The sequence below is a fragment of the Sphingobacterium sp. UBA7855 genome (assembly GCA_002500745.1).
Classification (GTDB): Bacteria; Bacteroidota; Bacteroidia; order Sphingobacteriales; family Sphingobacteriaceae; genus Sphingobacterium.
In genome coordinates this window covers 77,069-99,662 of the sequence record DLST01000016.1, presented here as the reverse complement: position 1 = coordinate 99,662, position 22,594 = coordinate 77,069, and the positions used below count along the sequence as shown (strand labels likewise).

17 protein-coding genes are annotated in these 22,594 nt (G+C 40.1%); 9 read left to right on the top strand and 8 right to left on the bottom strand.

Annotated elements, in window-relative coordinates; translation table 11 throughout:
- Positions 1-126: 126 nt before the first annotated feature.
- The 7 genes from B2107_RS14200 to B2107_RS14170 all read right to left on the bottom strand — a co-directional run bounded on the left by B2107_RS14200 (position 127) and on the right by B2107_RS14170 (position 8,007).
- Entirely contained in the window at positions 127-450 is a 324-nt protein-coding gene (locus B2107_RS14200; RefSeq protein ID WP_293956320.1) for a hypothetical protein, read from the bottom strand.
- Between the two features lie 120 nt (positions 451-570).
- On the bottom strand, positions 571-942 hold the full coding sequence (locus tag B2107_RS14195) for a hypothetical protein (RefSeq protein WP_293956318.1): 372 nt from the start codon (positions 940-942) through the stop codon (positions 571-573).
- Between the two features lie 108 nt (positions 943-1,050).
- Positions 1,051-1,812 (bottom strand): hypothetical protein, encoded by a 762-nt coding sequence (locus B2107_RS14190; protein ID WP_293956317.1) that lies wholly within the window; start codon positions 1,810-1,812, stop codon positions 1,051-1,053.
- Positions 1,813-1,818: 6 nt separating this feature from the next.
- A complete protein-coding gene (locus B2107_RS14185; RefSeq protein WP_293956316.1) occupies positions 1,819-2,472 on the bottom strand; it encodes a hypothetical protein in 654 nt (217 codons plus the stop codon).
- The gene (locus B2107_RS14180) at positions 2,456-2,758 is read right to left on the bottom strand and encodes a hypothetical protein (protein WP_293956315.1); all 303 of its coding nucleotides are present in this window, start codon (positions 2,756-2,758) and stop codon (positions 2,456-2,458) included. Before B2107_RS14180 ends, B2107_RS14185 begins: the two co-directional genes overlap by 17 nt.
- Before the next feature lie 13 nt (positions 2,759-2,771).
- Entirely contained in the window at positions 2,772-6,269 is a 3,498-nt protein-coding gene (locus B2107_RS14175; RefSeq protein WP_293956313.1) for a DEAD/DEAH box helicase, read from the bottom strand.
- 10 nt (positions 6,270-6,279) lie between these two features.
- Positions 6,280-8,007, bottom strand: coding sequence for a hypothetical protein (locus B2107_RS14170; RefSeq protein WP_293956312.1), 1,728 nt, complete (start codon positions 8,005-8,007; stop codon positions 6,280-6,282).
- A 577-nt stretch (positions 8,008-8,584) separates the two neighbouring features.
- Between B2107_RS14170 and B2107_RS14165 the strand changes: the two genes are divergently transcribed.
- From B2107_RS14165 to B2107_RS14130, 8 genes are all read left to right on the top strand, one after another.
- The gene (locus B2107_RS14165; protein WP_293956311.1) at positions 8,585-9,655 is read left to right on the top strand and encodes a S41 family peptidase; all 1,071 of its coding nucleotides are present in this window, start codon (positions 8,585-8,587) and stop codon (positions 9,653-9,655) included.
- A 34-nt stretch (positions 9,656-9,689) separates the two neighbouring features.
- The gene (locus B2107_RS14160) at positions 9,690-10,004 is read left to right on the top strand and encodes a hypothetical protein (protein WP_293956309.1); all 315 of its coding nucleotides are present in this window, start codon (positions 9,690-9,692) and stop codon (positions 10,002-10,004) included.
- Positions 10,005-10,042: 38 nt separating this feature from the next.
- Positions 10,043-10,267: a hypothetical protein gene (locus tag B2107_RS14155; protein WP_293956307.1), complete on the top strand. Its 225-nt coding sequence runs from the start codon at positions 10,043-10,045 to the stop codon at positions 10,265-10,267.
- Positions 10,268-10,403: 136 nt separating this feature from the next.
- On the top strand, positions 10,404-10,931 hold the full coding sequence (locus B2107_RS14150) for an RNA polymerase sigma-70 factor (protein ID WP_293956305.1): 528 nt from the start codon (positions 10,404-10,406) through the stop codon (positions 10,929-10,931).
- Between the two features lie 100 nt (positions 10,932-11,031).
- On the top strand, positions 11,032-11,976 hold the full coding sequence (locus tag B2107_RS14145) for a FecR family protein (RefSeq protein ID WP_293956304.1): 945 nt from the start codon (positions 11,032-11,034) through the stop codon (positions 11,974-11,976).
- 67 nt (positions 11,977-12,043) lie between these two features.
- Positions 12,044-15,391 (top strand): SusC/RagA family TonB-linked outer membrane protein, encoded by a 3,348-nt coding sequence (locus tag B2107_RS14140; RefSeq protein ID WP_293956302.1) that lies wholly within the window; start codon positions 12,044-12,046, stop codon positions 15,389-15,391.
- A 180-nt stretch (positions 15,392-15,571) separates the two neighbouring features.
- Positions 15,572-17,092 (top strand): RagB/SusD family nutrient uptake outer membrane protein, encoded by a 1,521-nt coding sequence (locus tag B2107_RS14135; RefSeq protein WP_293956300.1) that lies wholly within the window; start codon positions 15,572-15,574, stop codon positions 17,090-17,092.
- Positions 17,086-18,939: an alkaline phosphatase gene (locus B2107_RS14130; RefSeq protein ID WP_293956299.1), complete on the top strand. Its 1,854-nt coding sequence runs from the start codon at positions 17,086-17,088 to the stop codon at positions 18,937-18,939. The genes B2107_RS14135 and B2107_RS14130 overlap by 7 nt, the downstream gene beginning before the upstream one ends.
- A gap of 159 nt (positions 18,940-19,098) precedes the next feature.
- Here B2107_RS14130 and B2107_RS14125 read toward each other — a convergent pair whose 3' ends face one another.
- Positions 19,099-20,874 carry an aminopeptidase P family protein gene (locus B2107_RS14125; RefSeq protein WP_293956297.1) on the bottom strand — a complete coding sequence of 592 codons (1,776 nt, stop codon included), beginning with the start codon at positions 20,872-20,874 and terminating at the stop codon, positions 19,099-19,101.
- Positions 20,875-21,111: 237 nt separating this feature from the next.
- On the opposite strand from B2107_RS14125, the gene dacB reads away from it, so the two are divergent.
- A complete protein-coding gene (gene dacB, locus B2107_RS14120) occupies positions 21,112-22,536 on the top strand; it encodes a D-alanyl-D-alanine carboxypeptidase/D-alanyl-D-alanine endopeptidase (RefSeq protein ID WP_293956296.1) in 1,425 nt (474 codons plus the stop codon).
- The last annotated feature ends 58 nt before the right edge of the window (positions 22,537-22,594 follow it).

Genomic DNA, 22,594 nt, shown 5'->3' with positions numbered 1-22,594 from the left:
GCGCATTTGATTTATGGGTACAAGATTACAAATGCTATATGAAGGCAGGGTCAATAAAACGTTAACAGTTTTTAACTAAACCGGGTTAGCAAGCTATGAAAACTTAACAAAAGGATAACAAAAAGCCTAAGATTTATTCCTAAGCTTCCTGCTAACAAAGCTATAAATCAATAGAATCAGAAGATATAAAGTAGCAGAAAAAAGAATATTGCCGATCAATTTTAGAGGTTCAAATTCATGGTATCCAACCTGCTCATTAAGATCTGGGCTATAACCGCTTCCTTCCCTATAAAATATCCAGGGAAATCCTACCGTTAAATTACCATCGACGTACAGTTCATTGCGATAGAAACAAACTGTCAAAATAGCAAAAACACCAATAGTACCAATAAGCACTTTGAATAATGCTGGCACTATTGATGTTTTACGTTGTTCAGGTTTTGCGTGCATGCTACAATATAGCAATTCATTTTCATTGCATGTTATAATCACTATAGGTACCTTACCATTGACTAGCTAGGTCTACACATTTTGATGTATTTTACAAGGTTGATCAAATTTAACATAAAATTATACTGTATCCTTACCTTCATCTTCTTTCATAATACTATGAATACGATCCTCTAAAACTCTTTTATGCCAAGCATCTAATAGCGATCTTGTTTTTCCGACAGGGTCTCCCTCGTTTGTATCCATCATTTTCACCCACTCTTCTGCAAATTCCCCATATTCAACGATACTATTTTCGGACTGCGTATATTGGATCAAATATTCCATCGCAAATACATTAGCCCAACGGTCGGGGTGTATTGGATCGCACATATACTCAGCAATGTCAATTTTATCAATAAATTCCTGTACAACTTCTTCCGCTGTGAAATTGAAAAGGTCGCAAAATTGTTTAAATGCTGGTGTTAATTTAATATTTTCTAATGTTTTCATATTTATTCATTTAAAAAGTGATCAATGGCTTCATCCATATCGTACCTGTCTAACTACTTTGATGCAAGTCCTCCTTTATAAAAAGACAAGTAGCTTTCCACAATTCATTTATAACTCAAACTCTTCATCTTTGGATTCCAAAATACGATCGAGCCAGGCCTCATACAGCGCTATTCTTTTATCGAGGTCGCGATAAAAAAAATAGCGTTTATTGAGTTCCTGTAAATCCATGATAAATCGTTTAAAAAAAGGCGTATGGCGATATTCCCAATCAATAAGATCTCCATAACCATCATGGACACGATGAATAAGTCCCAAAACTGGATTATAGGTAGCTTTATCCAGGTGCATTGCTGCTAAAAATTCAGCTGTAGAGACCTGTTGCATCATGGTGTTGATATAATGCGATGGATGAATACAATTTATTATGCAAGTCAGCAGAAAATCCTTGCTCAATTTAAAGGATATGTTTTCGTTTAAATAGATGCGGTCTTTAAGCCGCACTTTAGTAGCAAAGAGGTCATAGATCTGTGCAGTGATCTTACGGCCTTTATTTCTGCGCTCGCCCGTGCTATAATTTCTATTGATTGCCAATTTTACCTGACGTCGCAATAATTTCACCGCCATTTCCTTTTCGTTCTTTTCGAATTCAATTTTTAAAGGATTATCGCCTTTAGGAATTTTATCGTTGATATAACGTACGGCTCTAGTGGCAATATTATAGCTTGACTTATCTGTAAAATTTTGATCTATAAAAGAGTAATGATCTAAAAACAATTGAATAAAAGCTGGTGCAGTGATGCCAAAAAGCTCACATATCAACCGAAAATTTCGAGGTACCTCTAAAGGTACTCCAGTAATATCTTCCATATTTTTTTATTTATGTTCAATATAGCGGAAGCCAAAACTTTTGGCTTTAGTTTTACGCAGCGGTGCGCTTCCTTTCTTTCCTACGAAAACCTCAAGTTCCCGCATCAAGCTTTTCACGCGGATATTTTCTTCGAGGTATTTTTCCGTATAGCGCCAAATTTCCAGCGGCGTTCTGTATTTCTTAAAATAATCTTTTTGGATAAGCTTATCCAAAAGGAGTTCCACGGCCATGCAATCGCTTGTATACTGTTCAGCTTGTGCTGAATATTCGGGGCTGATTTCTTCCATTAACTGGAAAAAAGTTATGGTTTCTACGGCATTGATAAAATATTCCATTTGGTAGTAGCGGATACCTTTTTCTTCCCAAATGGAGAACTCAAACGGATAGCTGATTTTATTATCCAATTTACTGATATCGAATTTCCTACGGTTGAAAACCCAATTCAGGTGGACCATAACTTCAAGATTTCCAGCCGGTATTTTGAGTTCTTCCACTTCCTTAACATAAGTCTCCTTTTGTCCCATTAAGAAAGCCATTTCTTCGCGAGTAAAACCGCAGCTGATCCGATTTAATATCAGGAGATAAATAATACCCGCATAGTACATGGAAAATTCTGCGCGAAATCTCTCTCTGCCAATATCATTAATTAAATGATGCATACTCCCCCTTTCGATTTCTCACGACCAATCCATTTTGCTGGATCAGTACATACAGCACATTTTTCAAATGCCATGGATAAATCTGGAGATTAACCATCACCGTTTCCTCAACTTTCCGAAACAATTGCCAATGAGCTGTGCCACCAGCTACAAACTCCACCTTCGATAGTCCAACAATATTTTGTTGTACATGCAATCCAGTATAAGTATATCCAAGCTGAAAATCTTGTGTACGCATCATTCCTTCAAAAGATGCTGTTTGTGTAGATACTTTTTTGATCATCATAGTGTACAGTTGGTTATTCAAATAATTTAAGCAACTCTTCTTTACTGATCGATTTCATCAGATTTGTTTCATCTAAAATCAGTCCTTCGGATAGTCGCTTTTTACTTTCCTGTAGTGCTAAGATGTGCTCCTCAACGGAATCCCGACAAACAATCTTATAAGCCATCACATGCTTTTCTTGCCCTATTCGATAACAACGATCTATCGCCTGTGCTTCGGCAGCAGGATTCCACCAGGGGTCCAAAATATAGACATAGTCGGCAGCCGTTAGATTTAAGCCGGTTCCTCCCGCTTTAAGGCTAATGAGAAACACACGGCATTCGTCCTCGTTCTGAAATCTTTCGACCGCATTTTGCCGCTGATCTTGATTCATCTTACCATCGAGGTAGGTATATGCTATTCCTTTCGTTTCGATGCGCTGAGCCACCAATTTAAGCATGGAAGTATACGACGAAAAGATTAGCATCTTATGATTTGGAGCCACTTCATCCATGATCTCATCAATAAAATCCAGTTTAATAGATTCATGCCCAAAGCCACCATCTTTCATCAGAATGGGCGAGTTGCAAAGCTGTCGTAGTTTTTGCAGCGCCTCGATCGCCAAAAATTTGGATTTCGTGGAATCAGCGCTATTCAGATTATTTTCAATCTCTCCCTTGAATATTTTCCGGACCTTATCGTAAATTTTCCTTTGCTCGGGAAGCATATCCATATAGAGAATTGTTTCGGTCTTTTCAGGAAGGTCCAAAGCAACCTGTTTTTTTGTACGCCGAAGAATAAAAGGTTGGATCATCTTTTGGAGGCCGAGGACAGTTTCTTGCGCTGTATTTTCATCTTTGATCCCCCGATAGGTGTTATTAAAATTACCATAAGTTCCAAAAAAACCCGGGTTGACCATACTCATTTGTGCATAGATATCCTCCACGCCATTTTCAATAGGTGTTCCTGTCATCGCTATTCGATAGCAAGATTTTAGCTCAGTAAGCGCTTTAAATCTTTTTGAATTACGATTTTTTATCGCCTGCGACTCATCTAAAATCATGTAACTAAAGGACTGGGATTTAAGAAAATCAAGCTCCATCATAACTGTTCCATAGGTCGTAATCAAGATGGATTCGTTCTCTATTTCCGTGATTTCCCTCCTTTTTTGTCCATGATAAATAGTTGTCCGACGATTTGGGGAAAATTTCTTAAATTCTGCCAGCCAATTGAATAGCAGAGAATTGGGTACAATAATAATTGAGGGGGCTGCCTTTGGATTATTTTGATAGAAATATTCCAAAAGCGTTATTGCCTGTAAGGTTTTCCCTAATCCCATATCATCAGCCAAGATACCGCCCCATTGAAAATCGCTTAAGAATACCATCCAGCTAAATCCGGCCTGTTGGTACGGGCGCAACTCTGCCTGGATCTCTTTCGGAACATCCAACAGGGCTATTTCATCCGTATTTAATAATTTCTTTCGACGTTCAGCTAGGCTATTTTGAATAATACGAGGATCAATTCGATCCAGCTGTGTTTGGAAAGATAGCAATTGGGCTGAAGTGAGTTTAAGACAGTCGGTTTCAACCACCGCATAATTAAACAGTACATCAAATAATGCTTTATCTGAAGCTTTGATATATCCGAAAGATTGATCCGCCAATTGAATGCTACTGTAGTTGTATACGATCTTTTCTTCAAACTCTCCCGGTAAATAGGTCGTTGTTCCAAATTTGAAAATCATGTAAATGGAAAATACATTATTGTCCTGACGAATATCCAATACTTCCCATTTCAGTTGGTGCGGCAGCAGATAAGTTCCCTTTGAAATATTGTTCAGTATAGTTTTGTACCCCTTGCTCTTACATTTTTTTATAAATTCATTCAGTCTATTTCTGTTGCTATACGCCTGCCATTCCAAGCGCTTTACCATCCTATTGCTGCAACTTTTCAAATTTGGAAACTGTGTTTCAATAAAGGTATTAAACTCATTCTCGCCAACAAGATCTCGCTCAGTATATAGGCAGGTTCCATTTTCCGATTTTAAAATCAAGTTTCCTCCATATGGAATTATATATTCTTCCTTTTCACTCAGCATAGCTTTCAATTCGAAATTTAATTTATCGTCGTCGTCTTTCTCCACCGCAACCTTAAATTGAGACACTTGATGAGCGGTATTAGAAATAAAAACTGTATCCTTTTTTAAAGGTTCAAGGTCTATATGAAAGGATGTTGACAATGGAATCAACATACGCGTAAAGAAGTCTTCATAGTCTCTCTTTAACACCGTGATTTTAGTGGAAATACTGTGAAAGAAACGTAATAGAAACTCCTTTTGTAGATTATCAACAAAAAGACACTCATCTTCATTTAGATTGATAAAGAAGAAATTGGAACGACATTCGGATGTATAGTCTTTCAACTCTTCTCCTTTGTAGACAAGAATTAACGATAGAAGCAGGTGATCGCTGTATTCTTTCAAATGAAATTTCAGGCTAAGATCATCGCCCGCCAAAATCACATTCCGATAAGTTGTACGATATTTGGCTGGATATTTAAAGTTTTCGATTGTGGTTTTAAAATTATTCCTATCGACAAAGGCAACACGTAATCTTTGATCCAATTTTCTTTCCAAAAGTTTACGCCAAGCACTGATAATAAAATCCTTCTCCACATGATCAAAGTCATTTCGTAAGTCATCTTGTTCCCGATCCCTTATTTGTCTCTGTGGACTTTTGGAAAAGGCTAAAATCTTACGACATAAATCGATTTTTAACACATCACTATCAGCAAAATTCGTCAACCCATTACCCAATTCTCCTAAATAATTTATCTTACCGTCTATTTCAAAAGGTATTAAAAAGGGCAGTCCGTCCACCTGACGCTCTGTAGGAATAACATACATAAAATCCGGAAAAGGCTCCCCAGTCTGTCCCAGCCATCGGTTTTCAGATGCTGCATGTAGCAATTCCGATTCAAGCTCCTGGTGTTCGAAATAATTATATACCTGACCAAATTGCTTATGGTTTTCAATACAAACCTTATCATTGCGGTAATATAGTCTAGAAATACCCAATTGAAAGAACTTATGCTGACTTTCGGGCAGGATGGCAATATCTTTTGCATATAAATCATGTAAGAATTTATTACTGAGTAAAAACTTACGATAAAGCCCAATAATTACATAATCACACGGACCATCATGACGCTTTTTACAATCACACTTAACCTTCAATCCGACTTCTTTGATCTCGAGATCGATTTTGAGATATTTGTTTTTATAATTTCCTTTTCTTCTTAGAGAAAATGGCCATTTAAACTTGTTGACTTTGATTATCCTAACGCTGTAACTGTAAAGGCTGAAATCTTCCAGTGGTATTTCTCCTTTATAGTGCTTAAGAAAGTAGTCTGATGAAATATAAAGAACCTCTTGGTTTTCCCAAGGAATAATAAAGCTATTCTTCTCTTTGTCAGGTATAATCGGAGCAACATCTGTTGCTAGCCCCAGATTTTCAACACTATTTCCCATAAATTCTTCTTTATTGCTTATTGCACCTAACCTCTGATTTTAGCTCCATATACCGTATGCTCTGATCACAGAGATCGACAAAGAAATCTGTAATTTCTCTCGCTTTTGACCTGAAGTAGTCCATATCAAGCTGGGCCAATTCCAGAGGAAGCTCGTAGACCCTGCCTTTCATCTGTTTTAATAACTCTGCATTCAATATTTCTTCTACATCACCTCTGGCTGTAAAAAATTCCTTGACTTTTTTATCACAGATGCAAGTCCAATCCACCAGATCCGCCATAGTTACGTACATCGGTGCATAACCGATCCGTAGATAGAGATAACTGTAAAGGCCGATAGAGGTCAGCTGATTTAAAAATAACACGGCCAATTGCGGACTTGAAAGACCATCAAATGCAAAAACATCAACAAGATCTTGCATGAGTTTTGAATTCCGAGTCCATGAAATCGAAGTCTTAGATATGGTACTCTGCCAATCGACAGGCACAACCGAATAAGTTGGTTTATAACGCGGATGCCGGTAGAGGACAACGGATTCATTCCATATGGTATGGGAGAACCGGCTGCCTTGGCTTAATTTTGTCTCCAAGAAGTCGGTATTCAAAAAAGCTACAACTGCAGTAACTTGACCATAAGCGACTTTTCGAAAATGACAGTGACCCAATTTCTTTTTTATCACAACAAGGTAGATCTCGGCATTTCCATTGTCCTGCTGCGGAAAATCAAACAACCCCTTTCCATGGGCATCGCTGACATAGTAATTGATCAACATGATTTGCTCGGGATTATTTTCCTGACAGAGCTGACGCAACATCTCCTGTATATCGCCCTGATACCGTGCTGGCCAGGGGAAACTATGAAAGTCTGCACCAACGTTGACTTGCTCCTGTTCCTTCTTTTTGGCCAACTTGCTCTTTTCCAGTTCTGCTTGAGCGGCGGCTTCTGCTTTCACAAGCACATCGTATTCAGCCTTTAAGGCATCTGTAAAGTAGCGGAACAACTTTTCTATCCCAGCCTGTAATACGATGCAATGATCATATAGTTGCGAAGCATCGACAGCCGAAATATCCAGATCTCTGTTTTGATTAACCGCATTAAAAGAATTATCCAATAATGCAAAACGCATCTTATCTTCGTCTGTCTCTCCCATAAAGACAGATTTGAACGTCTGGAAATGGGTATGCAGATTCCGAATGCGACTGTCAAGACTATGTACGTTATTGCCCTTCCCATCCACCATTACCTGAAGCAGTTTCAAATGACTTTCCAAACTTTGGTGAACCATAAATAATGCGCGGGGATAATTAGCGATTTCTGCAAATGTTTGTGCTCCCTGTAAAAACTCCGCGGATACAGCAATCGTCTTTTCATAATACCTTTCCGAGAGATCCAATATGCCACGTATTTCCTTCCCTTTACTAAGGATAGAACTGCTTCGCGAACAACCAAAAATCTCATGCTGAGGCAAGACTGCATAACAATAAAATAAGCTTCCAAGCTTTATTTTATTCTTTAATTCTGGCGCGAAAATCAATTCAAATGAAATGTTCTCCTGATCGATCAAGCACAACTCCACAATCGGTTTTAGCACTTTGTGCGAAAGCCCACTCACGGGTTTAAGCGCTAAAACTAAATGATAGGATTCCTTATCGAGAAATTGATATTTAACGAAAAAGGCACGATCGAGATCCATACGCTGAGAAAGCCTATCAATAATTAATCGGCTATTAATTTCCATACTAAATGATTTAAGGTTAAACAATTAGCGCAACAAAAACTCCCAACAGATCAAACTGTTACAGATCATTATTGCAAATAATCAATACTTAATTTGTAAAAAAAATAGTATAATATCCAAGGGGACTACATAGGGTTCAACACGTTTTAATATACAGACGTTCGCCCCTTGGCTTTTTAGGAAATACCAGCATTTAAATCAACATGTATTCAAATCATTCATTTAGCGAAAAAGTGTTTCAACGTCGCTGGCAATAAAGACGGAGAAAACACCTTGTTTTCCGATTATAAGAAAAACAAAATAGAATACATTAATATAGTTTATATATACAAATATATAAACAAACAAGACCAAATCAAAATATTTTTTATCATTTAAGTTTTAAATAAGGGATACGGGCCTGTACATAGACAGATGACTATTTATTTCTGGCTTTTACAAATTATAAATATATGCTAAGAATTGTAAACACCTCACGAAACAATTCCATATTTCTACTATTTTTAGGATATTCAATTTTTAAGCTTTCAGAAAATACACTATTTCTTAAATTGCATTAATTTTAACAACCATATCCATGACCAATACCAAATTTTTCCTCATCTTTTGTCTTGTTTTCATTGTTCGACCAATATATGGTCAAACCACCTGCAACTGCTCACAGGCACTTAAGCAATTAATTGTAAAAATAGAGAGCGAGTACCCTGGTTTTCCAGAAAAGACCAAGCAGAATAAGGAACTGTATCAAGCTAAAAAAAATATATTGACGAAGAAAAGCTTGCTGGTTTCAAATTGGACTTGTACGCAACTTTTGCAGGAATATCTTGACTTCTTCCACGATGAACACATTGTCTTAGATGATCTTTCCAAAAAGAAAAATGCTCCACAGACAAGTACCGAAAACCCAAAGGTAGAGCCAGAAGACGAAATAAGTTCAAAATCGATCAGTCCCGATATATTTTATATTAAAATCTCAAGCTTCGGGTATGAAAACATAGCCCCTTTCAAAGAGCTGATTGAAAAAAACAAAGAAAAGATCGAAAACAGTAAAGGACTTATTATAGATGTGCGAAACAACGGTGGCGGAACGGACGATGTATACCAGCCGCTGTTGCCTTATATCTTAACTAACCCGATCCGGATTATGAGTGTTGAGTTTTTTGCGACACAAACCTTAGTCAATGGGTTGCGTGATTATGCCATCAAAAATATCAAGCAGGATTCTCTGAATGAAGTAAAAAGAATTGACGAAGATCTTCGGGAATACAGGGAGAATATTGGAAAATTTGTCCTGTATGGTGACAAGAAAGTGATCATAGATACAATTGCTATTAATAAAAAAAGTCCGCAACAGGTCATTATCCTAGCCAATAGAAATGTAGCCAGTTCAGCGGAGAATTTTTTATTTAGTTCCCGCCAGAGCAAAAAAGTAAAAATCATGGGAACCCCGAGTATGGGTGCCCTTGACTATGGCTCTATACGTGAGTTCAAATTTGGTTGCGACAACTACCAGCTCCTTTTGCCGACCTACCGATCTACTCGACTACCACAATATCCGATTGACAATATAGGTATACAGCCCGATATCTATCTGGATGAATCCATTACAGACTGGATCGATTTTGCGGTGCGTTACATCAATGAATAATCAATAATTGCAATAATGTATAACGTTGGCGAGTATGAAAAATATCTTAAAAATGGGAATAATAAGTGCTTTGATAGGTCTGCTCTCTTCCTGCAAAGAGCAAGTGAGTCCTTTGTCTGAAGATTACTACAAAAAGAGCGGTGCGATTTATTTTATACCGGGCGGAAACGGTTTTGAACGAGGTTCGAGAAAGATGGTTGTCGATCTGGCAAGTCTTGCTGTGATCAAAGAGGTCTATGCCCCCGATAAAGATCGCATCTATTTTATGGGATGCCCGCAAATTAGCGCTACTCCTTCCCGATATCATCTGTCCAATCAGCGGTTAATATTACGCGCCAACAGGCTATAACTTACAATATACGGTATTGAAATTCCTTAGTTTATTCGGTGACTAATTCGTCCTATTTCATTCTGGGCAGGTTTAACTACGACCATGCGATCTGGGCTTATGATTGGTTATATATAGATAAAGATGACAACTTATTGGATACCATCAAAGCCCCGAATTTCTATATCCTCGATCAGGTGGGTAATTTGGTCTGGCCAAACAAATACATCTTAATCACCTCGAATGCCATGGGAAAGAATTGGAAGACCGGAAGAGGAATATAAAGAATAAAAATATACCGCCCAATTTCAGCAGAAATCCCCAACATTCATTTTAATAATAGACGACATATATGCTTTAAGATTTATTAACCTTAAAGGAATACTGAGTTATTAGCTTTGTCCAACTAAAACTGATTTTGTGAGCGAATTATTAATAGCATCATTGAAGCAGGGTGATCACTTTGCCATGGAACAGATTTTTAATCTGTATTGGGAAGCCATATTTGATGCAGCTTTTAAGAAAATAGGTGACGAAAATATCGCTCAGGACATTACCCAGGAAATCTTCATTTCGCTGTGGGAAAATCGCGAACAGGTCATCATATCTGGCGGTTTGGCAGCCTACCTACATGGCGCAGTAAAATTTAAAGTAATCAACCATTTTCGGAGTACAACGGTTAAAGATGTTCATAAAGCCGAATTAGCTACTTTAATGAACCAGCAATATGCAGATTCAGCGGACGACCTGCTCATCCTTAAAGATGCACAGCAAAAAGTTGAAGAAGCTTTAACACAACTTCCCGAACGTATGCGACTGGTTGTCACCATGAGCCGAAAGCAAGAAAAATCGATCAAAGAAATTGCCAGCGAGCTGGATGTCTCCGTACAAACTGTCAAGAACCAAATTACCTCGGCGATGAAACTGCTCAAAAAAAGCCTTTCTTAACCCCTTCTCCCATTTTATCTGCGTGTTAACGATAAATTAATATACTCCTAACATTTCTCGCTAGTACCATTTCCCATTTGAAGTGACATGTATTCAAATGATGGAAGAAAAAGCAAAGCAGCTACTGCAAAAATATTTAAATGGAGAGGCCAGCGCCGCCGAGATTAAACAAGTCGAAGATTGGTACGCCCAACTGGATAATGCAGTCAAAAAAATCCCACAGCAAGGCAAAGCAGCACTGCGCGAACAATTATTGACCAATATCCAATCCAGTATTTCGGAAAAGGAAAGTAAACGACCTTCCCTGCTATATTCACCTGTATTCAAAATAGCGGCCGCTATTTTAATGATTTCTTCCATAGGACTTCTTTATTGGAAAGTAAATAATCAACCTATCGCACCATCTGCGCAGATCGTCACCACAACCCTTGCAGGTGAACATAAAAAGATTGTATTGGCAGATGGTTCGGAAATTATTATGGAACCATCTTCAAAAATCAGCTATCCAAGTAAATTCAAGGGAAATATCCGCGAAATAGCACTTACTGAAGGGGAAGCCTTCTTTGCTATTGCCCACGACGAACAACACCCATTTCAGGTGCAGCTTGCATCCAAGCTAGCGGTTAAAGTATTGGGTACCTCCTTTCGGATAAAAGCTTATCAGGCTTCCGACCAAGTCGAAGTCACCGTCGCTACCGGTAAGGTGGCAGTACAGCAACAAGATAAAATCTTAGGTATATTAACCAAAAACCAAAGTCTACGTTACAGCAAAGAAACCGCACAATCTTCGCGTAGCTTGGTCGAAAAAAATACAGCTGTCGCCATAGCGTTTGATGGAACAAACCTCCAAGAGGTCGCAAAAAAACTGGAATATATCTACAACATTGAAATTATCTTAAAAGATACATCGCTTAGATCTCTCAAAACAACAGCCACATTCAATAGCACACAAAATCCAGCAGAAATACTGGATATCATCTGCAGCCTACATCACCTTAAGTACAGCACGATTGAAAAGGATAAAGTATTTAAAATCCACAAATAATGTCTAAAAATTTACCTAAAACATCTTAGTCACCATGAGCAATTCATTACCTAATCATTACAAAAAAATGAAAACACCTGCATTCAAAAGAGAATTCTCTTTTTATCGGATCATGAAGTATCCCTGCATTGCATTTTCGATTACTTCGGTATTCTGCAGTTCACTAATGGCCTCACCCGGTATGGCCCAACGTTTGGACAAAAGCAGTGTAAACATCAACATAAGCAAGGGCGAGAAAATCGATTTGATTCTTCACAAAATCGAAAGTCTTTCGGGCCTTCATTTTGTTTACAATCCCGAGCTATTGCAAAAACGGAACACAGTTTTAAGCGGTAGCTTTAAAACCGAGCCTGTTCGTTCCCTCTTGAATAAACTTGGAATCAATGCGGTAGAAAAGGAGGACTATGTAATTTTGAACACCCAAACAAACATCAAGGCAGACCGCATCGTGACAGGTTTTGTAAGAGATACATTGGGAGCTGCCATCGCAGGTGTATCTGTAAAAGTAGTGGGTACGCAGGTAGGAACCACAACAGATATAAAAGGTGCATTTCGAATCGAGGCTGCACCGCAAGCTGTAATTTCTTTTTCGATGGTCGGATTCCATTCCAAGGAAGTCGTAGTCGGCGAAAACGAGGTCATTAATGTTACACTAAGCGAAGAACGTTCGACCTTATCCGAAGTTGTCGTCGTAGGCTATGGAACGCAGAAAAAAGAGACGTTAACAGGTGCTGTCAGCTTGGTATCACTTGACAAATTATCGTCTAGATCTGTCAACAGTGTTGGCGAAGTATTGGCCGGTAAATCGCCAGGCGTTATTGTTACGAATGAAGGTGGCGATCCGACATCCCCCCCACGTATCAATATTCGGGGTGCCGGTGGTATCAATGGTGAAAGTGTACTCTATGTTATTGATGGTTCGATCTTCTTAGGTACTCCACAATTAAATCCCAACGACATTGAGTCTATTTCCGTATTAAAGGATGCATCGGCAGCGATCTATGGTGCCAGAGCTTCTGGTGGTGTGGTATTGATCACCACGAAAAAAGGAAAAAAAGGACAGATGCAAATTAGCGTTGATGCCAAGTTAGGTCAACAAAGTGCATGGCGAAAATTACAGCCTTTAAACGCCGAACAACGTGCCGAGGTCGCTGCAACAGCTGCAAAAAATGGTGGGACGACCATCTTACCAGCTTTCGATCCGGCGAAATACCCAGAAGGTTTAGTGACCAAAACAAACTGGATGGATGAGGTATTTAGAAACGCGACATTGCAAGATTACAATGGCGCAATTAATGGCGGAAATGAAAAATCTAATTTTTACCTAAGTTTCAATTACCGCAAAGCAGAAGGTATTGTACTCAATACGAAAACGCAGCGTTACAACTTCAGGATAAACTCAGAGCATCAAGTTACACCATGGTTAAAAATAGGTGAAAATCTTTCCTATAGCAGTACCAATGGAAATGGCGCTAATACAAGCAGCGACTATACAGGAGCGCTATTGTCGGCCATTTATTATCCAACCAATGGAACACCTTATAATGCCGATGGTAGTTTTGCTGGTCTACCGGGTCCATTCCCTGGCGATTACGGTGATATCATTAATCCTGTTGCCGAATTAATGCGCATCGATATAAACAATCCGGTCAATGTGCTGGTTGTGAATCCATACGCCAACATCCAGTTGGCAAAAGGCTTAACTTTTAGATCCAACTTAAGCATTACAAAATCGAACATTAGATATAAAAGCTTTACACCAAAACGTCCTGAAATAGGTAAACCCGTTTTGAGCAATAGTCTGGTGGAAAGAGCGAATGACGCAAATGATATCCTTGCCGAACAAGTCCTAAATTATAAAACCAAATTTGACCATCATCAACTTGATTTGACCGGAGGTTATAGTTTTCAAAAAACCAAAAGTAGTTATTTGAATGCTTCAGGAACCGGCTTTGACGACGAATCCAAGCAATACAGATACCTGAATAACGCGAACACAATACAACCGTCGGAAAGTGGTTATGGAGCCACAGCACTTTCGTCTCTTTTCTTACGGGCAAACTATAATTACAATGAAAAATACTTACTCTCCTTAATTGGTCGAAGAGATGCTTCATCCATCATTCCATTAAAAGAAAATAGAGCGCGCTACTATTATTCAACATCTGCCGGATGGGCTCTACACAAAGAAGATTTCTTGAAATCTGTAGAATGGTTAAACGAGCTTAAAATAAGAGCAAGTTACGGTAAATTGGGTGGTCTAGCCAACCTAAACCCACTGGATGTTAATCCTCTTCTTATTCGCGCCGATGCCTATTTCGGTGAAAACCCAAAATTACAAAATGGATATGCTCAGAATGTATTACCCAATATGGATATGCGATGGGCTGAAAGTAAACAAACAAATATAGGTTTAGATCTTGGAATTTTGAACGGATTGAGCTTGGTAGCAGATTATTTTGTCAAAGAAACCAATAAGATGATCTTAACCAAACCTCTTCCGGGAACAGCGGGTTTGAGCACACAAACGATTAACGGTGGTATAGTAAAAGATAAAGGTATTGAACTAGGACTAACGTATAGTAGTGCTAAAAATAAAGATTTTTCGTACTCAATTAATGCAACCCTAACCAAATTGACCAACAACGTTCAAGAATTGGCACCTGGATTGAACAATATCGCAGTAGGTACTAATTTTAGAAATGAGCTAGCTCCGTTGACAATTACTGTTGGCCAACCTCTTTACAGTTACTACGTATTAAAGACCGATGGTATCTTCCAGAGTCAGGCAGAAGCTGATAACTACAAAAATACCAATGGACAAAAAATTCAACCCAATGCAAAAGCGGGCGATTTCAAATTTGTAGACATCGATGGGAATGGTTCGATCGGACCTGAAGATCGCTATTACGCCGGAAGTGCTTATCCTGATTTTTCTTACGGTCTGAGCTTCAATGCGAATTACAAAAACGTTGATCTCAATATTTTTGCACAAGGTGTACAAGGAAACAAATTGTTTAATGCCATCAAAAGAACAACCTACAGCGCGAGCGGTCCTTCGTACAACAAATTAGTAGGAATCCTCGATGCATGGTCACCAGAAAACCCGAATGGGAAAGTGCCTATTATCTCAAGCTCAGACGCCAACGGAAACTTTAATGCATCAGATTTCTATATCGAAGATGGTTCTTTCCTTCGTATCCGAAATGTCACATTAGGGTATACACTTCCAAAATCTTTGACTGACAGATATAAACTCGGAAACGTGAGAGTCTATGCGACTACGAACAACTTATTAACGTTTACAAAATACACTGGTTTTGATCCGGAAATTGGTATGGATAACAATGGACTTGATGTCGGACGCTACCCACAAGCCCGAAGCTTTATTTTCGGTCTAAATGTCAATTTTTAATCTTAGCAGAATGCCAATGGGATCTAAACGAAGGCGACCTCATTCAAGTATTATTGAGTTTAAGATCTTATCGATTATTAAAACGAGAAAAATAAAAAGGATGAAACCGAAAAATAATAGTTGTCATTCACAGACGGACGATTTTACGCAGGTTTTATCAGTCATTAAAAAAATAAAACGATGAAAACGAATATTAAATACCTTGCAATAGCAGCAGTAGCACTTTTTGCATCGTGCGAAAAACAGTTGGATATAACGCCTGAGGGCTCTCCTTCCGCGCAGAATTTTTGGAAAACCGAACAGGATGCCATCAAAGCGGAGGCTGGTATGTATCAAAAATACAATGAAGAGGATTATTACGGCCGCGGAATGTTTTGGTTTATTAATGCCAGTGACGACATGGTAACAGGACGTAACAAACCGGAAGCCGACAATATCAAAAATTTCAACCGCAATTATATCGGTGGTGGTTATACCGAATCGCAATGGAGCATGCGCTATGCGATTATAAAAAGGGCCAACGATATTATTATCCATGTTCCCACTATAAGCATGGATGAAGCGCGAAAGAAACAGATCATTGGCGATGCCTATTTCAATGCAGGTCTGGTTTATTTTCAATTGGCGGCAAACTATGGTAACGACAAGGCGGGGGTGCCTATTGTTACACCTGAAACAGATGCTTCTGTTCCGGTAGCCAGAGCCAATAACGTTAACGAAAATTACGATTACATCACTTCACTACTATTAAAAGCGGCCGACAACCTTCCCTATTTCTCAGACATGAATACCTCAGATTACGGTAAAGCGCACAAAACTGCGGCATGGGCCTATTTATCAAAAGTATACCTGTACAAAAAGGACTATACCAATGCGGCCAAATATGCAGATATGGTGATCAATTCGGGCAAACATGATTTACTGCCTAATTTTGTCGATGTGTTTAAAGCGGCCAACAACTGGTCCAAAGAATATATCTGGTCGGTGGTCTGTACGCCAAATGGTGGCGGTACTGGATGGGGAAGTAAGCTTCCTGGAGTTATGCTCACCAACAAGGCCTGGGGAATCTACAATGGCTGGGGCTATTATCTACCGACCAAAGAACTGTACGATTCTTTTGAATCTGGCGATCTACGCCGTGAAGCAACAATCTTGAAACCTGGGGACAAATTTCAGTTTTTCGGCAATGAACGCACTTTCACAAAAGACGGCGGCGCTACATCCAATTACCAATTCAAGAAATACATGGAGCCGTTTTCCTATAAAGACCCTATTCCAACACATGTCAATCCAAATGGAGATAATGGCACTACAGATCTAAATGTTCCATTGATGCGCTATGCCGAAGTACTATTGATCAAGGCTGAAGCCGCCATTAATTTAAATGGCTCCGGTGCTGGCGATACTGAATTAAATAAAATCCGCAAGAGAGCGGGCTTGTTGGCAAAAAGCGGAATGACGCTTGTAGATTTAAAACGTGAGCGCCGCAATGAGCTTGCTGGGGAATGGGCAGACCGTCACCGCGATTTGGTCAGATGGGGTGATGCACAAGCTACCTATGCTAAACCTCTACACGATTTCGATGGTACGGTCATTTGGCCAGCTAGAAATTTCAATCCGCAAGTACATGACGTGTGGGCTGTTCCACAACGCGAGATCGACAACAGTTCCGGTGTCATTAAACAAAACCCAGGATGGTAAAAAACAATAAATTAATGTGGCTGCTATTTGCAGGCCTAAGCATTCAGTCGGTTTCTGCACAACAGAAACTGACTGCCAATGCCGGACATAGTCATAATGATTACAAACAGCAAATCCCGCTGTTGGAGGCTTATTATGCTGGAATGGGCTCTATCGAAGCGGACGTCTTCTATCGCAATGGAGAGCTTTACGTTGCCCATGAAAGCGGTGAGATCAAACCAGGGAAAACGTTAAAAAAACTTTACATCGACCCTTTAATTGCTTTCTTTAAGGAGAACGGGAATAAACCTTATGCCAAACCTGAGCAGACCTTGCAGCTCGTGATTGATATCAAGGAAAATTACGAACAGGTACTGTCTAAATTGTTGGCCGATTTGAAGGGCAACGAATCTATATTCGACCAGCAGAAAAATCCTTCCGCCATTAAAATTGTCGTCAGCGGTGAAATCCCACCGCCCGAAAAGTTCGACAATTATCCTTCGATGATTTATTTTGATGGCCGGCCGGAAAAAGACTATACGCCGGCACAGCTCAAACATATTGGCATGATCAGTCAGGATATTAAACAGTATTCAGTCTGGAATGGCAAAGGGACCCCTACTCCACCCGACCTTGAAAAGATGAAATCTGTGATAGACAAGGCGCATCAATTGGGCAAGCCCTTTCGTTTCTGGGCAACAAAAGACAGCCCCAATAGTTGGAAAGAACTTGGTCACATGGGTGTAGATTGGATCAATACAGACCATCCTACTGCGCTTAAGAATTTCTATTTAAACAGCGCTAAAGTCGAATATGCAAATCCAAAGGCCTACGTTCCTTATCAGCCAACCTATAAAAACGATGGCGCCACGAGCAAGGTCAAAAATGTTATTTTACTCATTGGTGATGGCATGGGTTTGGCTCAAATACAGGCAGGTTTAAGTGCCAATTTTGGTCAGTCCAATATTATCAACATGAAACATATTGGTCTTTCGCGCACCGAAGCATCCAATTCGGATTTTACCGACTCTGCTGCAGGAGGGACTGCCTTGGCTACTGGACATAAAACCAATAACAGGTACATCGGTGTGGATGCCAATGGTAAACCCATCAGTTCGATTCCAGATACATTGGCTCATCATGGGATCAAAAGTGGCATCATCAGTGTCGGGGATATTACCGATGCCACCCCTGCGGCATTTTATGCTCATCAGATCGACCGGACTATGTCGGAGGAAATTGCAGCAGATTTTAAAAATAGCCATGTGGATATTTTAGTGGGTTCACGTCGCGAAAGCTTTGTTAAAAACAAGGATAATACATTAATGCAGCAACTGATTGAAAAAGGTTATCAGCTTCAGCAAAATTTAGATGATTTCGAAAAAGCGACATCGGGCAAACAGCTGGTGCTCCTGGCGGATTCTGCGACAAGAAGAATACTCGATGGCCGGGGAGAAATGTTAAAAACTTCGCTCTCAAAAACGATTGAGCTTTTGTCTAAAAATGACAATGGCTTCTTTATCATGGCCGAGGGTGCACAAATTGACTATGGAGCCCATGCCAACGATCTCCCCTATGTTGTTACCGAACAGCATGACTTTGATCGGCTTGTCGGGGAAGCCCTAAAATTTGCGGACCAAGATGGTGAAACACTCGTTATTGTCACTGCAGATCACGAAACTGGCGGACTTTCCCTATTGGATGCCAATTATAAAAAAGGAACGATAAGAGGAAATTTCAGCAGCGATGACCACACCAACATTATGGTACCTGTCTTTGCTTATGGTCCCGGCGCACAGCATTTTATTGGTATCTACAACAATACAGCAGTTTTTAAAAAGATTATTCAAGCGTATCGGTTGAAATAATCCATTTGAAGCCTTCATACAACGCAAAACCCCTCGGTGTTTATACCGGGGGGTTTCATTTCTATAGTTCATCAATTTGAATGGCCGCCTTGCCGCGGATCGCATGCTTAGAACAGCGACTTTGAAAGCCTTTGCGGTTTAATCTTCATTTTATCGGGATCAAATTGCTTGGCACTTATCTGCCAACCAGTTCTTTTCCTCCGCATTAAGATGCGTCGACAATTGATCGTAAACCCATTGATTATAATTATTCAACCAGGCAATATGTTTCTTATCCAATAGGGACTTCTCGATCAAATCAGTTGCGATATAACATATTGTTAATGTCTCAAAATCTAGAAAATCGCCAAATTCAGAAGAACCTGCTTTACGGGTCAACACTAAGTTCTCAATACGGATCCCATGTTTTCCTACACGGTACAATCCAGGCTCTATTGAAGTAATCATGCCAGGTTCAACCGCAACATCGATTGCCGCCGGGTTAAACACCTGTGGCCCTTCATGCACATTCAGAAAAAAGCCTACTCCATGTCCGGTACCATGCCCATAATTGCGTAATGTTTCCCACAATGGACGACGCGTTATCGCATCGATCTGATAGCCGCGTGTTCCAGTCGGAAAAATGGCCTGAGAGCCTTCTATCGTTCCTTTGAGTACCAATGTATAATCCTCCTTTTCCTCTTGGGTCGCAGCACCGAGGGATACTACACGTGTAATATCTGTTGTGCCCGTTTGATATTGCCCTCCAGAATCTACCAATAGCAACCCCTTAGGCTCTAACATATAGTTTGATTTTTCATTTGCCGAATAGTGCGGTAAGGCACCATGGTCCAAATATCCGGCAATTGTGGTAAAGGAGACGTCAACAAAGCCCTCTTGACGCTCGCGCAACTCGCGCAATTTATCTGCGATAGATAATTCGGAAAGTTCACCGGAAGAAACATTTTCTTCCAGCCACTTAAAGAAACGCGTCAACGCTACGCCGTCTTTTACAAACGTATGGCGATTATTTTCAATTTCAATTGTATTCTTAATAGCTTTTAAACTCGTCGAAGGGTTTGTTTTTTCAACAATTTTAACCTGTTTAGGTATGCTGTCAAAGACGGCAAAACAGGTACGTTTGGGATCAATAAGAATTGACGCCACATCCAATGCTGAAATCGCTTTAAAAACATCTTCATAGGGCGCCACTCGCACTCCATACGTTTTCAGTTGCTCCGTCGCCTCAGCGCTTAGTTTCGATGGTTCGATATAAAGTGTACTATCTTCGGTTGTAATCATTACAAAGCCCAAAACAACAGGGTTACAGGGCACATCCTGACCACGGATGTTTAATAACCAGGCCAGGTCGTCCAAAGATGAAATGAGATGCGCCGCCGTTCTATTCTTTTTCATTTCGGCACGAACAGCTTCAATTTTAGAAACGGTAGATTGTCCTGTCGCAGCTTCATTTAATAGATAAGCCTTCGCCTGGGGCAGCGCTGGACGTCCTTCCCATAAGGAGGACAGCAGATCAACATGACCATCTACTGTAATGTCCAAGGGCTCTAGGGTATGCTGAACAGATTGTGCCACCAATAAAGAAGCGAGATTGCCGTCAAAAGCAACTTTAGCGCCAGCACCCAGCTGCTCTCCCAACCAATCCGCGTATTCTGCGGCTCCCTGTGCTTTCAATTTCACCAGTTCAAAACCTGTTCCTGCCAACTGCTCTGCCGCTTGAACAAAATAGCGAGAATCGGTCCAAAGTCCCGCAAAATCCTGCGTGATAGCCAAAGTGCCTGCGGAACCTGTAAATCCGGATGCCCAAGCAATACATTTGTAACGTTCTGGTAAATATTCACTAATATGAGGGTCTGATGACGGGATAATATAGCCGTCGATTCCTTGAACCTTCATCGCCTCACGAATAGCAGCTAATTTTTCGATATGCTTCATGTCGTTTATACAATTTTATGCAAGTTAGGATTTTTTAGGGGCGAATGCCTAACTTTAAGCCAAATAAAACAAACGAATACAGCGAACGCTTTCCCCTAAAAATAAGGCAGTGTTCAAGTCATCATGATACATCCGACGAAATATCCATGATTGCCTGCACGAATGTAGATAGCCGTGTTTCGTCGCATGTAATTCAGGATATGAAAATATACCATAGGACAATAAAAAATAGGATATATGAACCAATTTGTGCTAAGTACGATAGCTTTTTCCACTTACGCGTTAACGACCGTTACCACTCCACTATTTGCACAGGATCTTCGCAGTAAAATCCAAGATGCTTTTACACAGTTTCAAAATCAGGAAAGCCTCAGGAATGGTTTGAGCTCATTGATAGTTTTCGATGGAAAAACAGGACAAACGCTATTCGCAGCAAATGAAAATATCGGACTGGCGACCGCCTCCACCATGAAGGTAATCACTTCGGCAACGGCATTGGACTTCTTGGGCAAGAATTTTCAGTTCAAAACAACCCTGTATTATACCGGTGAAATCGACGAAAACGGTATGTTAAACGGAAATATTATTGTGACAGGTACGGGTGACCCCACCCTTGGCAGCGCCCGCTACCCAGAGACTCAAGCAACAACAATACTGAACAAGTGGCTTGCAGCAATCCAAAATGCCGGTATCAAAAGTATAAATGGCGCCATCATCGCAGATGACAGGCTTTATAATGGGAACCAGCTTCCAGGGGGCTGGATCTGGACCGATATGGGGAACTATTACGGTGCGGGAATTTCGTCACTCAATTGGTGTGAGAACGCCTTTGGCGTAAATTTCAGTCCAAGCAATAAGGTTGGCGCCAAAGCGGAGATCCTGAGCTATACCGCTCATGTTCCCTACCTGGAAATTATCAATGAAACAACTACGGGTAAAGCAGGAAGTGGCGACAATGTATACGCCTATGCTGCCCCTTATTCGACCAAGATATTTGTCCGTGGTTCGTACGGACAGGATCTCAAGAAAACAATTGAGCTCTCTTCGCCAGACCCGGCCTATGATCTCGCTTATCAATTAAACGAAGTCTTAAACAATAACGGTATTTCTGCCAGCGAGCTACCTGCCACCGGGACAAAGATGGGTTCGGTCGATGTTTCAAAAAAACAAACCCTGGATATCCACCTTTCCCCAACCTTAGACAAAATTGTCTACTGGTTTAACCAAAAGAGCATTAACCTCTATGGAGAAGCCCTTTTGAAAGCCATCGCTTATACAACAGCGGGTAAAACAGGCACCGACGATGGCGCCTATTATATACAGAAATATTGGAATGCCAAACTAGGCATAAAATCCAGTGAACTTAATAGCATGGATGGCTCTGGTCTATCACCTCAAAATAGGGTGACCACAGCTGCCATGAATAAGATTATGCAATATGCACAAAAACAAAACTGGTACCCCGCTTTCTACGAAAGTCTTCCCACCTATAACAATATGAAGATGAAAAGCGGAACAATTGGCGGCGTACTTGGTTATACAGGTGTGCATACCAATAAATCAGGACAGTCGTTTACGTATACTTTGCTGGTCAACAACTATTCAGGACCGGCTTCTATTATGCGGCAGCAGATGTTTAAATTACTGGATGTCCTGAAGTAACATATTATTGTCTAATAATAATAAGATATTGGTAAAAATTTTCAATTATCAAAAAGAA

Excerpts from the sequence above, each read along its gene's own strand:
- B2107_RS14200 (WP_293956320.1), bottom strand. The coding sequence starts at position 450 with ATGCACGCAAAACCTGAACAACGTAAAACATCAATAGTGCCAGCATTA.
- B2107_RS14195 (WP_293956318.1), bottom strand. The coding sequence starts at position 942 with ATGAAAACATTAGAAAATATTAAATTAACACCAGCATTTAAACAATTT.
- B2107_RS14190 (WP_293956317.1), bottom strand. The coding sequence starts at position 1,812 with ATGGAAGATATTACTGGAGTACCTTTAGAGGTACCTCGAAATTTTCGG.
- B2107_RS14185 (WP_293956316.1), bottom strand. The coding sequence starts at position 2,472 with ATGCATCATTTAATTAATGATATTGGCAGAGAGAGATTTCGCGCAGAA.
- B2107_RS14180 (WP_293956315.1), bottom strand. The coding sequence starts at position 2,758 with ATGATGATCAAAAAAGTATCTACACAAACAGCATCTTTTGAAGGAATG.
- B2107_RS14175 (WP_293956313.1), bottom strand. The coding sequence starts at position 6,269 with ATGGGAAATAGTGTTGAAAATCTGGGGCTAGCAACAGATGTTGCTCCG.
- B2107_RS14170 (WP_293956312.1), bottom strand. The coding sequence starts at position 8,007 with ATGGAAATTAATAGCCGATTAATTATTGATAGGCTTTCTCAGCGTATG.
- B2107_RS14165 (WP_293956311.1), top strand. The coding sequence starts at position 8,585 with ATGACCAATACCAAATTTTTCCTCATCTTTTGTCTTGTTTTCATTGTT.
- B2107_RS14160 (WP_293956309.1), top strand. The coding sequence starts at position 9,690 with ATGAAAAATATCTTAAAAATGGGAATAATAAGTGCTTTGATAGGTCTG.
- B2107_RS14145 (WP_293956304.1), top strand. The coding sequence starts at position 11,032 with ATGGAAGAAAAAGCAAAGCAGCTACTGCAAAAATATTTAAATGGAGAG.
- B2107_RS14140 (WP_293956302.1), top strand. The coding sequence starts at position 12,044 with ATGAAAACACCTGCATTCAAAAGAGAATTCTCTTTTTATCGGATCATG.
- B2107_RS14135 (WP_293956300.1), top strand. The coding sequence starts at position 15,572 with ATGAAAACGAATATTAAATACCTTGCAATAGCAGCAGTAGCACTTTTT.
- B2107_RS14130 (WP_293956299.1), top strand. The coding sequence starts at position 17,086 with ATGGTAAAAAACAATAAATTAATGTGGCTGCTATTTGCAGGCCTAAGC.
- B2107_RS14125 (WP_293956297.1), bottom strand. The coding sequence starts at position 20,874 with ATGAAGCATATCGAAAAATTAGCTGCTATTCGTGAGGCGATGAAGGTT.
- dacB (WP_293956296.1), top strand. The coding sequence starts at position 21,112 with ATGAACCAATTTGTGCTAAGTACGATAGCTTTTTCCACTTACGCGTTA.